This is a genomic window from Streptomyces sp. NPDC055506, from assembly GCF_053643595.1.
On the sequence record NZ_JBSHKH010000059.1, the window covers coordinates 12,222 to 25,312 of the forward strand.

Annotated in this window: 7 protein-coding genes; 2 read left to right on the plus strand and 5 right to left on the minus strand. The window is 69.3% G+C overall.

Annotated features, from left to right (window positions below):
* Positions 1 to 35: 35 nt before the first annotated feature.
* Together ACWIF2_RS22430 and ACWIF2_RS22435 are read right to left on the minus strand one after the other, a co-directional pair.
* A complete protein-coding gene (locus ACWIF2_RS22430; RefSeq protein WP_454362401.1) occupies positions 36 to 2,690 on the minus strand; it encodes a cellulose binding domain-containing protein in 2,655 nt (884 codons plus the stop codon).
* 218 nt (positions 2,691 to 2,908) lie between these two features.
* A complete protein-coding gene (locus ACWIF2_RS22435; RefSeq protein ID WP_454362402.1) occupies positions 2,909 to 5,827 on the minus strand; it encodes a glycoside hydrolase family 48 protein in 2,919 nt (972 codons plus the stop codon).
* A 416-nt stretch (positions 5,828 to 6,243) separates the two neighbouring features.
* Between ACWIF2_RS22435 and ACWIF2_RS22440 the strand changes: the two genes are divergently transcribed.
* Both ACWIF2_RS22440 and ACWIF2_RS22445 read left to right on the plus strand, forming a co-directional pair.
* Complete coding sequence (locus ACWIF2_RS22440) at positions 6,244 to 7,956, plus strand: glycoside hydrolase family 6 protein (protein ID WP_454362403.1); 1,713 nt, start codon at positions 6,244 to 6,246, stop codon at positions 7,954 to 7,956.
* A gap of 137 nt (positions 7,957 to 8,093) precedes the next feature.
* Positions 8,094 to 8,996 (plus strand): class I SAM-dependent methyltransferase, encoded by a 903-nt coding sequence (locus tag ACWIF2_RS22445; RefSeq protein WP_454362404.1) that lies wholly within the window; start codon positions 8,094 to 8,096, stop codon positions 8,994 to 8,996.
* An 83-nt stretch (positions 8,997 to 9,079) separates the two neighbouring features.
* Here ACWIF2_RS22445 and ACWIF2_RS22450 read toward each other — a convergent pair whose 3' ends face one another.
* From ACWIF2_RS22450 to ACWIF2_RS22460, 3 genes are all read right to left on the minus strand, one after another.
* On the minus strand, positions 9,080 to 9,871 hold the full coding sequence (locus ACWIF2_RS22450; protein WP_454362422.1) for an aldo/keto reductase: 792 nt from the start codon (positions 9,869 to 9,871) through the stop codon (positions 9,080 to 9,082).
* Positions 9,872 to 10,031: 160 nt separating this feature from the next.
* Positions 10,032 to 11,858 (minus strand): AMP-dependent synthetase/ligase, encoded by a 1,827-nt coding sequence (locus tag ACWIF2_RS22455; RefSeq protein WP_454362405.1) that lies wholly within the window; start codon positions 11,856 to 11,858, stop codon positions 10,032 to 10,034.
* A 298-nt stretch (positions 11,859 to 12,156) separates the two neighbouring features.
* On the minus strand, positions 12,157 to 13,035 hold the full coding sequence (locus tag ACWIF2_RS22460) for a LysR substrate-binding domain-containing protein (RefSeq protein ID WP_454362406.1): 879 nt from the start codon (positions 13,033 to 13,035) through the stop codon (positions 12,157 to 12,159).
* Positions 13,036 to 13,091: the final 56 nt, after the last annotated feature.

Consider the following 13,091-nt stretch of genomic DNA (forward strand, 5'->3'; position numbering starts at 1 on the left):
GGAGCGCGCACCCACCGGTCACGACAGCGGGCCCGTCAGGCGACCACGCAGGTCTGGTCACCCACCTTGAACCCGGTCGGTTTCGTGTTCGTCCCCGACCAGTTCGCCGTGAAGCCGAAGCTCACCGACGAGCCCGCGGCCACATTGGCGTTCCAGCCGACGTTCTTCGCCGTCACCGTCGAACCCGACTGCGCGGCCTCGGCGTTCCACGCCTGGGTCAGCTTCTGCCCGTCGCTGAAGGGCCAGCTCAGCGACCAGCCGTTCCATGTGCCGGTCCCGGTGTTGGTGAGCTGGACGTCCGCCTGGAAGCCGCCCGACCACTGGTTGGTGACCTTGTACGTCACCTTGCAGGCGCCCGTCGGTGTCGGGTCGGGGCCTGGCCCCGGTTCCGTGGAGCCGCCGTCGGAGCTGTCGCCGTAGACGACGCCACGGCCGTTCGTCGAGACGTAGACACGGCCGTAGATCCTCGGGTCGCCGGTGATGGCCGCGCCGGTCCAGCCCCACTGGTGGGCGTCGTCGTTGATGCGCGTCCAGCTGGCGCCCTTGTCCGTGGAGCGGAAGACGCCGCGTACGCCGCCGATCTTCGCGCTCGTGTAGAGGGCCTGGTAGGAGGCGCCGGGCGCCGCCTTGCCGAAGCCGATCGTGTCGGCCTGCTCGACGTTCGAGAGCTTCGTGAAACTCGCGCCGCCGTCCGTGGAGTGCCACAGGCCGTACGCGCCGTCGCTCGCGCCGCCCGCCAGCCACACATCGCCCTTCCCGCCGGGCAGGGCCTTGAAGCGGACGCTGTCGCCGCTGGGCAGGCCGGTGGCCGGGGACTCCTTGAACGTCGCACCCCCGTCCGTACTCACATAGAACTTCCCGGACTTGAAGCCGTAGAAGGTCTTCGGGTCGACCCGGTCCGACTCGACGACGGCCCCGGAGGGGATCCCGCCGGAGGCCTGCCAGGACGTTCCGAAGCCCGTCGCGTAGTGCACACCGGCGCCCTGCGGGCTCCACACGAACCGGCTGCCGTCGGCCGCCGCCGCGACCGTGCCGCCGCCGCTGACTCCCGAAGGGTCGGTGCCCGCGAACCAGTTGGCGCCGTTGTCCGTCGAGAACGCGATGTGCGGACCCGAGTCGAGGTTGCCGGTCCGGACGACCGTGTTCGGGCTCGACTCGGCGAAGTCCAGGCTCGTGGTCGTCGTGAAGTTCGGCTGGGTGAACATCATCGACGGCACCTTGGTCAGGTCCGTGTGGCGGAAGCCGCCGACATCGCCGAGCGCGCTGAGCAGCGGGGCCCCGGACGGGGGAGAGGCGAGGTCGTTGACCGCCGTCTCCTCAAGGCCCCGCACCATCGGCTTGACGGTGAACTTCCCGCCGCTGTCCCAGTTGGTGAGGTTCTCGGTGCCGTAGATCGTCGCGCCCGTCCCGTACATCATGCGAGCGGAGTCGAACGGGTCGATCTCCATCGACTCCGTCATCCAGCCCAGCTTCGGGGACTGTTCGGGAGGCGCCGGGTCAGCGCCCCACGTCAGCCACGGCGAGGACGAGACGTCCATCGTGTAGCGGTTCTCGCGGTTGGGGTACGACGTGTAGTCCCACGCCTTGGTCCAGGTCGCCCCGCTGTCCGTGGAGCGGAAGATCTGCGTGTCCGGCCACCAGGCGCTGTACGCGGTCGCCATCACCGTGCCCGGCTTCTGCCGGTCCACCGTCAGCCCGCTGAAGCCGTAGAACGTGTCGGCCTCCGCCACCGGGCTGATGTTCGTCCAGGTTCCGGTCCCGGTCGCGTACCGCCACAGCCGGCCCTTGCCGCCGTCGTACGGGCCGCCCTTGTCGCTGTAGGCGACGTAGAGGTGGCCGTTCTTCGCGTCCAGGACGCCCTTGTGCGCCAGCTGGCCCGTCGGCTGTCCGGCCAGCCGCTGCCAGGTCGCGCCCGCGTCCGTCGAGCGGTACACCGCGTTCTCCGCGTCGGCGACCCCGACGTAGAGCGTCTTCGTGGCGTTGCCCGAGGTGCCCGTCGACTCGTCGAAGGTGACCCAGACGATGCCCTGGTTGTCGGACGCGTAGCCGGACGTGTCGCTCGGATCCTGCACATAGTTGCCGACGTTCGGGAAGTTCGTCACCTGCGACCACGTCACGCCCGAGTCCGTCGACCGCCACAGCCCCTTGCCGCTGGGCGCGCCCAGATACAGCACGCTGTTCCGGTTGGGGTCGATCGCCAGCCGCTCGCCCATGCCGCGCCCCGGCATGTTGCCGCCCAGCTTGAACGGCAGATTCGCCTTCTGCCAGCTCGCACCCCGGTTGGACGACCGCATGACCGCGCCGTTCTTCGGGTCCCAGCTGTTGGTGTACGTCCCGACCGCCGCGTACACCCGGTTCGGATCGACGGAGTCGGACGCGATGCTGACGACACCCGTGTGCCCCCAGTCGTCCCACCCGACCGAGTCCAGCAACGGCGTCCAGCTCTTCGACGCCTCCTGCCAGCGGTACGCGCCGCCGATGTCGGTCCGGGCGTAGGCGAGGTTCTTCTCGCTCCGGTTGAAGACGATCCCGGGGACGAATCCGCCCCCGTCGATCCGGGCGTTCTTCCACGTGTATGTATCGGCGGCGAGCTTCGTCGAGGGCGGATCGGCGGCCAGGGCGGTGGGGGCACCCGACAGCAGCCCGGCGGCCAGCGCGAGTACGGCGGTGAGGATGCGGGTTCTTCGCACGGTGGGGTTCCTTCCGTGAGGGAACGTGCGAGAGCCGGGCGGTCCCCAGTGCGGGTGGGCACCGCCCGGCCGTGGTGGCCCCGCGTCAGGTGCAGGGCCATGTACGCAGAGCTTCGGACGCACCTGCTTGTGTCTTGGGGGCGCGGGGAACTGCGCGACCAGCTACAGCCGGGCCCGCAGCCGAAGAACCGCCCCACCCGCGGAGCGCCCGGCGGGGACTACTCGAGAAGCTCCGCGTACGAGCCCATGGCCAAGGCAATATCCGCCTGAGCCCAGAACCGGTGATACGTGAACGACGGAACCGCACCGCCCGCCAGATAACTCTCGATCTTCGACCAGGCCGGATCGTCCTCGTAGAAGGACCGGATCGAGTCGAACGTCGACGACGAGTTGATCGCGTCACCGTTCGGCATCGTGCCCGTCCAGCCACTGGGGATGTACACCGGATCGTCGAACCGGTTGTAGTCGGCCCGGTTCTCCGGAACGGCGATCCCGAGCGCGTCCTGGTGGTTGTCCCACATCCCGTCCAGCAGCTTCTTCGCCGCCGCCGCGGCCTCCGTGTCACCGGAGCGGTCCGCGTAGTACGTCAGCGTCTTGGCGTACGAGGCCGCCACACCGACGTCGTTGGTGTAGTCGGCGACGGTGACGCGCAGCCCGCTGTTGGAGCCGGGGCTGGACGCGTTCCACGTGTCGGGCTGCCCCGACCACTGCAGCGTCGACGGGATCCGGAAGGTGCCGTCCGGGTTGAACGTGGTCTTGGACAGCGCCCAGTCGACCCACTTGTCGAGGACCGTCTTGGCCTGCGCGTTCCCCGTCTGCTGGTACAGCTCGGCGACCCGCTCCATGGACCACGCCTGGAAGCCGAACCACTGGTTGGACGGCGGATCGTGGTACACGGGCTTCTCGTCGTAGTACATGCCGTAGAACGTCGACTTCCCGGCGGGCGGGGTCGCGTACCGGCCCGCCCAGCTGTTGGTCGCGCCGCCGGCGATCGCACCCTCGCTCGACTGCAGCCAGCGGTAGAACTCCAGCTGCCGTTCCATGGACTTGGACCAGTCGGCCGCGCCCGTGGCCGACTTGGGCTTCAGCGGGGCGTAGTTGCCGAGGGCGTAGGCCGCGAGGGGGTTCTGGTAGCCGCCGTGGGCGTGGCTGGAGCCGATGCGCCAGGCCCAGCCGGCCGAGGTGTCGGTGGCGCCGCCCCAGGCGTAGTACCAGGACATCAGGTAGAACGAGGCGTCCTTGCCGGTGCCCGCCGGGCAGGTCGAGGGCCCGACACAGTTGCCGACCTTCTTGAAGTACTTGTCGAACATCGAGTAGCGCAGATAGTCGCCCATCTTGGCGGCCTTGCCGACCGTCGCGGAGACGTCACCGCCCTTGCCCTGCTCCTTCGCCCACAGGTCCGCCCAGTAGGCGGCCTGCACGGCCCGGGCGTCTGCGTCCGGCGCGTTGGTGAACTTCCACTGCTTGGCGTAGGAGGCGTCACCGGTGAACAGGTCCAGATAGCCGTTCTTGCCGCCGTACTTGAAAGCGTCACAGGTCGGCTGCGGCACCGTCTCCCACACCGACTCCTGCGAACCGCGCTGGAAGGTGTTGATGTACGACGGGCCGGTGTCCGACGGGCCCGCCTCGCACTTGCCGGGCGAGTTGCCGTAGCCGTAGACGTTGTCGACGTCCTGCAGCCAGTGCATGCCGTAGACGTCGTCCGTGCCGTACGCGCTCTTCAGCTCGGCCGCGATCGGGTCCCGGCCGACCGAGGCGCCGGTGTCGAGCTTGGCCGGGTACTCGTTCGGGGTGTCCAGCTCGGGCGCGTAGGTCGCCGGCTTGGACGCGTTGTAGAAGGAGTTGCTCGGCTGGTCGGCGCGGGTGGGGATCATGTACTTCTCCATGAGGTCCCACGCGCCGTTGAACTTGGACCAGTCGCCGGTCACCTTGCCGTACATGGCCTGGAGCCACAGGAGGTAGCTGTACGCCTCCGAGGTGGTCTCGTGGCCGTGGTCCGGCGCCTCGACGATCAGCGTCTCGACCGAGTGGTAGGGGATGCCCTCGGGTGAGAAGTAGCCGTTCGCCGGGTTGGTGATCTTCCCGTAGAGCTCCAGGAAGCGGGCGTCGTAGGTCTTCGACGCCGCCAGCTGGGTCACGGTGACCGAGGCCTTGGCGTGGCCCGTCGCCGTCGACTCGAAGACCGCCGAGCCGGTGCCGGAGCCCGCCGCCGTGACGGTCACCTTCTGCGCGGTGTTCCAGTTCTGCGGGGTGAAGGTGAGCGAGGCGCCGCCCGTGACCGACAGGCCCGAGTTGCCGCTCGCGCGGGACGAGGCCACCGTCACGGTGGACGCCGGCTGCTTGGACAGCTTCACCTCATAGGTGCCCGACTTGCCCGACTGGACGCCCAGTTGGAGCGGCGAGGCCACGACGGTGGGGCCGGAGGAGACCGTGATGCCGACCGGGGTGGAGTTCGCGGAGGCGCCCGTGCTGTCGTACGCCTTCGCCACCAGCGAGTGACTGCCCACGGCCAAGTCGGAGACGGAGAGCGAGTAGGGCGCACTCGTATCCGTGCCCAGCAGCGTGGTGTCGTCGTAGAACTCCACCTTGCTGATCGTGGCGTTGTCCGCCGCGGCCGCCGTGGCCGCCAGCGGGACCGCCTGGCCCTGGGTGTAGACGGCGCCGGCGGACGGGCTGGTCAGCACGGCGATCGGCGGCTGGTGCGCGCCCGTGCAGGCCGTGCCGTTGACCGAGAAGGACGTCGGCGCGGTGTTGGTGCCGCTGTAGGTGAACTGGGCGCCGGTGGAGACGGCGGCGCCCGCGGCGACCCGCGCGTTGTGCGGGGCGTTCTTGACGGTGATGTTCTGGCCGGACTGCGACCAGGTGCCGTTCCAGCCGTTCCCCAGCTTCTGGTTGCCGGAGTAGGCGTAGGTCAGCGTCCAGCCGTCGATGGCGTCCGTGCCGCGGTTGGTGAGGGTCAGATCCGCGGTGAAGCCGGAGCCCCAGTCGTTCGTCTTGTAATCGACACTGCACTGAAGTGCGGCCGCCTGCGCGGGAGTCGACCCTGAGGAGAGCATCGTCAACGGAAGCGCCAGAGCTGCGACGGCGGCGATCCACACGCGCCGTACCGCTCCGCGTCTCCGGGGTGGGGGATGCATGGTGCTGGTTCCTCCTTGCGGCTCGGAGAAGTCAAGGCTTGAACCAGTGGGAGCGCTCCCATCGTGAGGACGGGTGTGGTATCGGTCAAGGGCCTTGAAGAGTCGAAAAGATTCGACGCCGTGTGTTGAGCGAAAGTCAGCGGCTCCCCTGTTCTTTGCTGACACTTGGCGCTACCTTCCTTGACACCAGTGGGAGCGGTTCCATCAGTCGACGCGTCCGTCACGGCGTGTCCGGCCTGCAAGGAGTCGCTCGAGCGACACCTCTCGCGTTCAGTACTTTGAGCCGCCCCAGCGCGGTCGTCCCCTGCTGCGCGAGCGCCATGCCGGGTTTTTCGGTTCCCCAGTTCCCTCATGTCCTTGTCGGAGCGCGCCCTGAACGGCTGACACCCCCACCAGCGAAAGGGAAACCCGCACTCATGAGCCGTACGAGAACAGCGTTACTGGCCGCCATGGCCCTGGTCGCCGGCGCGACCGGCACGGCGTTCGCGGTCGACCCGGACGGCGCCGGCATCGCCGCCGTCCCCTGCACCGTCGACTACAAGATCCAGAACCAGTGGAGCACCGGCTTCACCGCCGCCGTGACCGTCACCAACAACAGCGCCGCCAAGTCGTCGTGGTCGCTGAAGTGGACCTACGCCGGCAACCAGCAGGTCACCAGCGGCTGGAACGCCAAGCTGAGCCAGAGCGGTGCCGCCGTCACCGCGGCCAACGAGAGCTACAACGCCCAGCTCGCGACCGGCGCTTCGGTCAGCTTCGGCTTCCAGGGCAGCTACAGCGGCAGCAACGCGATCCCGGCCACCTTCACCCTCGACGGCGTCACCTGCAACGTCGACAGCGGCGGCCCCACCGATCCGCCGGACCCGGGCGGCCCGTCCAACCGGGTCGACAACCCGTACAGCGGCGCCAAGGTGTATGTGAACCCGGAGTGGTCCGCCAACGCCGCCGCCGAGCCGGGCGGCAGCCGCGTCGCCAACCAGCCGACGGGAGTCTGGCTGGACCGGATCGCGGCCATCAACGGCGCGGGCGGAAAGATGGGCCTGCGCGCCCACCTCGACGAGGCGCTGCGGCAGAAGGGCTCCGGCGAGCTCGTCGTCCAGTTCGTCATCTACAACCTGCCCGGCCGGGACTGCTCCGCCCTCGCCTCCAACGGCGAGCTGAAGGCCGACGAGATCGGCCGCTACAAGACCGAGTACATCGATCCAATCAAGGCCATCCTCGCCGACCCGAAGTACTCCTCGCTGCGGATCGTCACCACGGTCGAGATCGACTCGCTGCCGAACCTCGTCACCAACACCGGCAGCCGCCCGACGGCCGTCCCGCAGTGTGACGTGATGAAGGCCAACGGCAACTACGTCAAGGGTGTCGGCTACGCCCTCAACAAGCTCGGCGACGTGCCGAACGTCTACAACTACGTCGACGCCGGACACCACGGCTGGATCGGCTGGGACGACAACTTCGGCCCCACCGCCACCATCATGAAGGAGGCGGCGACCGCCGAGGGCGCCACGGTGAACGACGTGCACGGCTTCATCACCAACACGGCGAACTACAGCGCCCTGAAGGAGAACAACTTCACCATCACCGACACCGTGGCCGGCAAGTCCGTCCGCGAGTCGAAATGGGTCGACTGGAACCGCTACCTCGACGAGCTGTCCTACGCCCAGGCCTTCCGCAGCCAGCTGGTCTCGGCGGGCTTCAACTCGAACATCGGCATGCTGATCGACACGTCCCGCAACGGCTGGGGCGGCGCCGCACGGCCCACCGGACCGGGCGCGACAACGAGCGTCGACACGTACGTCGACGGCGGGCGATACGACCGCCGCTTCAACGCCGGCAACTGGTGCAACCAGTCCGGAGCCGGCCTCGGTGAGCGCCCGCGGACGGCCCCGGCGGCCGGGATCGACGCCTACGTGTGGATGAAGCCGCCGGGCGAGTCCGACGGGTCGAGCAAGGCCATCCCGAACGACGAGGGCAAGGGCTTCGACCGCATGTGCGACCCCACCTACACGGGCAACCCGCGGAACAACAACAACATGTCCGGTGCCCTGCCGGACGCGCCGGTGTCCGGCCACTGGTTCTCCGCACAGTTCCGGCAGCTGATGCAGAACGCGTACCCGCCGCTGTCCTGAGCGGCTGACACCCCGTCCCCACGGGTCCGCCGGGGCTTCGGCCCCGGCGGCTCATTTTTGCGGGAGCGGCAACAGCGGTGGCCTTCTCCCGGTGCGTCGGCGCAGTCTGGCGGCATCCGAGGGAGAGGCTGACCACCATGGCGCACGACCACCACGACCACGATCACGACCGTCACGGCCCCGGCGGTCACGACCACACGCACCTGGACTGGGCCGCGATGGCTCCGAGGCTGGAGTCCCAGGCGGAGCTGTTCGCTTCCCTGTACGAGCGAGCCATGGGCTGGCTGGCACACGAGGTGACCGAGCCGGGCCTGATCGTCGACGCGGGCAGCGGGCCGGGCGTCGTGTCGTGTCTGTTCGCCGAGACGTTCCCGGGCGCGCGGATCGTCGCGGTGGACGGCTCCGAGCCGCTGCTGGAACGGGCCCGGGCACGGGCCGAGCGGCTGGGCGTCGCCGACCGCTTCGGCACGATCGCCGGTGAACTCCCCGATGTGCTCGAGGAGTTGGACTACCCGGCCGACCTGCTCTGGGCGAGCCGCAGCCTGCACCACCTCGGCGACCAGCGGGCCGCGCTCACCGCGTTCGCGGCCCGGCTGGCGCCCGGCGGCACGCTGGCCCTCATGGAGGGCGGTCTGCCCGCGCGGTATCTGCCGCGCGACATCGGTATCGGCCGGCCCGGGCTCCAGGCGCGGCTCGACGCGCTGGAGGCGGAGTGGTTCACGCGGATGCGGACGGAGCTGCCGGGTTATGTCGCGGAGACGGAGGACTGGCCCGCCCTGCTGGCGTCGGCGGGGCTGAAGCCGGGCAGGACGCACACCTTCCTGCTGGATCTGCCCGCACCCGTCTCGGACCGGGCCCGTGAGTATGTCGTCGGGTCCCTGTCGCATCTGCGGGAGCGGATCCCGGAGGGCTTCGACGCGGATGATCTCGCCACCCTCGACCGGCTTCTCGATCCCGAGGACGAGGCGGGTCTGTACCGGCGGGCGGATGTGTTCGTGCTGGAGGCGCACACGGTGCACACGGCCGTCCGGGCGGTCTGAGCAGGACCCCACCACCGCCCCCGAGAAGCACGACTGCCCGCAGCCGGGTGACGGGCTGCGGGCAGTCGTAGGGCCGAGAGGGCTCAGGCGCCGTCGAACGTCGCCGGGTCCGGGCCGATGCGGCGGTCCTCGTTGAGGGCGCTGATGGCCGCCAGGTCCTCGGTGTCCAGCTCGAAGTCGAAGACCTCGATGTTCTCCTTGATCCGCGACGGCGTCACGGACTTCGGGATCACCACGTTGCCCAGCTGGAGGTGCCAGCGGAGCACGACCTGGGCCGGCGTGCGGTTGTGCTTCCGGGCGATGGCCACGACCGCCGGAACCTCCAGCAGGCCCTTGCCCTGGCCGAGCGGCGACCAGGCCTCCGTGGCGATGCCCTGCTGTGCGTGGTACTCACGGGCGGCGCTCTGCTGCAGGTGCGGGTGCAGCTCGATCTGGTTCACCGCCGGGATGACCGACGTCTCGCCGATCAGCCGCTCCAGGTGCTCGGGCAGGAAGTTGGAGACGCCGATGGCCCGGATCCGGCCGTCGGCGTGCAGCTTCTCGAACGCCTTGTAGGTGTCGACGTACGTGTCCCGGGCCGGCAGCGGCCAGTGGATCAGGTACAGGTCGACGAAGTCCAGGCCGAGCTTCTCCAGCGACGTGTCGAAGGCGCGCAGCGTGGAGTCGTACCCCTGGTCGGCGTTCCAGAGCTTGGTGGTGACGAAGAGCTCCTCGCGGGGGAGACCGGCGGCGGCGATGGCCTTGCCGGTGCCCTCCTCGTTGCCGTAGATCGCCGCTGTGTCGATGCTGCGGTACCCGGCCTCCAGCGCGGTCGCGACGGCCGACTCGGCCTCGTCGTCCGGCACCTGCCAGACGCCGAACCCCAGCTGGGGCATCTGGATGCCGTTGTTCAGGGTGATCTGGGGGACCTTGCTCACGAGCTCTCGATCCTTAGGTATGTGGTCGGGTGTACTCCCATCGTCAACGATCACGAGGCGTGATGCATTCCTGACGGGAGAATTCAGACGGGTGGCACACCATCCGTTAACAGGCGGTTCATGCCCGGTAGAGGGCCTCGACCTCGTTCTCGTACGCCTTCTCGATCGCCTTGCGCTTCAGCTTCAGGGACGGGGTCAGCAGCCCGTGCTCCTCGGTGAACGGCTGGGCCAGGATGCGGAAGGTGCGGATCGACTCGGCCTGCGAGACAAGGGTGTTGGCCGCCACCACCGCGCGCCGCACCTCCGTCTCCAGGTCCGCGTCCCGCACCAGCTCCGCCGCGGACAGCTGAGGCTTGCCCCGCATCGCCAGCCAGTGCTCCACGGCCTCCTGGTCGAGGGTCACGAGGGCGGCGATGTACGGACGGTCGTTGCCGACGACGATGCACTGGTTGACCAATGGATGGTCACGGACGCGTTCCTCCAGCACACCGGGCGAAACACTCTTGCCACCCGATGTGACCAGGATCTCCTTCTTGCGGCCGGTGATGGTGAGGTAGCCGTCCTCGTCGAGCGAGCCCAGGTCGCCGGTGGCCAGCCAGCCGTCGTGCAGGGTCTCGTCGGTGGCCTTGGGATTGTTGAGGTAGCCCTGGAAGACGTTCTGGCCGTGCAGCCAGATCTCGCCATCGTCCGCGAGGTGCACGGTCATGCCCGGGATGGGCTGGCCGACCGTGCCGAACCGGGTGCGTCCGGGCGGGTTGGCGGTCGCGGCGGCCGTGGACTCGGTCAGGCCGTAGCCCTCGTAGATGTGCACGCCGGCCCCGGCCCAGAACAGGCCGAGCCGCCGGTCCATCGCCGAGCCGCCCGACATGGCGTGCCGGATCCGGCCGCCCATCGCGGCGCGGATCTTGGAGTAGACGAGCTTGTCGAACAGCTGGTGCTGCATGCGCAGCCCCGCCGAGGGGCCGGGCCCGATGCCCCAGGCCTTGGCCTCGACGGCGTCCGCGTACTTGATGGCGATGTCCACGGCCTTCTCGAACGGGCCGGAGCGGCCCTCCTTCTCGGCCTTGCGGCGGGACGCGTTGAACACCTTCTCGAAGATGTACGGCACGGCCAGGAAGAACGTCGGCTTGAAAGCGGCCAGATCGGGCAGCAGGGCCGCCGCGTTGAGCTGCGGCTGATGGCCGAATTTCACCCCGCCGCGGATCGCCGCGACCTGGACCATTCGTCCGAAGACGTGTGCGAGCGGCAGGAACAGCAGGGTGGCGGCCTCGTCGCCACGCTTGGAGTGGAACACCGGCTCCCAGCGCTCGATGACGGTGTCCGCCTCGTACGCGAAGTTGCCGTGCGTGATGACGCAGCCCTTGGGGCGTCCGGTCGTGCCCGAGGTGTAGATGATCGTGGCGATCGAGTCGGGCGTGACGGCCTGCCGGTGGCGGTGCACCACCTCGTCGTCGAGGTGCGCGCCGACGTCGTACAGCTCCTGCACGGCGCCGGAGTCGAGCTGCCACAGGCGGCGCAGCTGCGGCAGCCGGTCGATGACGGTGGCGATCGTCATCGCGTGGTCCTCGTGCTCCACGATCGCGGCCGTCACCTCGGCGTCGTACAGCATCCAGAAGCACTGCTCGGCCGAGGACGTCGGGTAGACCGGCACGACCTGGGCGCCGATCGTCCACAGTGCGTAGTCGAAGAGCGTCCACTCGTAGCGCGTACGGGACATGATCGCGACCCGGTCGCCGAACCGGATGCCGCTCGCCAGCAAGCCTTTGGCCAGGGCGAGCACCTCGTCTCGGAACTCGGCGGCGGTGACATCACGCCAGTCCCCTGCGTCGTCCTTACGGCCAAGGGCGATGTACAGCGGGTCTTCCTGGGCATGCTCGAAGACCACGTCGGCCAGACCGCCCACCGGAGGTGCCAACGCCAACGGAGGGTTGGTGAACTCGCGCAAACCCCGCTCCCCGCTCCTCAGCGCTTCTGTTGAGTGACGCTCCGCACAGCGCCGTGAAAGCTACCCCACGGGGCCAGGGTGCGGGAGGGGGGTCGAAGGTGAGCAGCGCTCTCATCGGCGCTGGTCAGCGAGGGAAAAAGCGCTCACATGGGGAAGGGTCGGACAGATTACTGACGGTTGAGTAAGTTTCGGTGCCGTAATCTCCACCGAATCTGTACGACTTCAGGCGCGGTGCGGAGCGCCCTGAGAAGCGTCTCTTCTGTCAGCGCGGCGGCGGCGGATTCCGTCACTCCGGTTGTCACAGGTCCTTGCGTGAGCTGCGGCGCAGCCGGTCCCCGCCCGCCAGGAGCGCCGCCGCCAGGGCGTCCGCCGCGCCCGGCGCGGAGGGGCGGCGCCGGCCGTGGACCACCACGAAATCGACCTGCCCCAGCTCCGGCAGGCCCGCCCGGTCCGGGACCCGGACCAGACCCGGTGGGATGAGACCGCGGGAGTGGGCCATCACGCCGAGGCCGGCCCGGGCCGCCGCGACCAGTCCGTTGAGGCTGCCGCTCGTGCACACCACACGCCACTCGCGGCCCTGCCGCTCCAGCGCCTCCAGGGCGAGCGCGCGGGTGATGCCCGGCGGCGGGTAGACGATCAGCGGCACCGGGCGGCCCGGATCGAGCCGGAGGCGTTCCGCGCCGATCCACACCAGCCTGTCGTGCCGGACCAGCTCACCGCGCGGGTCCTCGGGGCGCCGCTTGGCCAGGACCAGGTCCAGCTTCCCGGCGGCCAACTGCTCGTGCAGCGTGCCCGACAGCTCGACCGTGAGCTCCAGGTCGACCTCCGGATGGTCGTGCCGGAAGCCCTCGAGGATCTCGGGCAGCCGGGTCAGCACGAAGTCCTCGGAGGCGCCGAAGCGCAGCCGGCCGCGCAGCCGGGTGCCCGTGAAGAACGCCGCCGCCTGCTCGTGCACCTCCAGGATCCGGCGCGCGAAGCCGAGCATGGCCTCGCCGTCCTCCGTCAGCTCCACCGAATGCGTGTCCCGTGTGAACAGCGTCCGCCCGGTGGCGTCCTCCAGCCGTCGCACGTGCTGGCTGACCGTCGACTGCCGCAGCCCGAGCCGCCGCGCGGCCTGCGTGAAGCTCAGCGTCTGCGCCACCGACAGGAACGTGCGCAGATGGGCCGGGTCGTACATGAGCCCCAGGTTATCGCGGATCGTGATGACAGTCAGAGCGGTATACGGGATTCCCG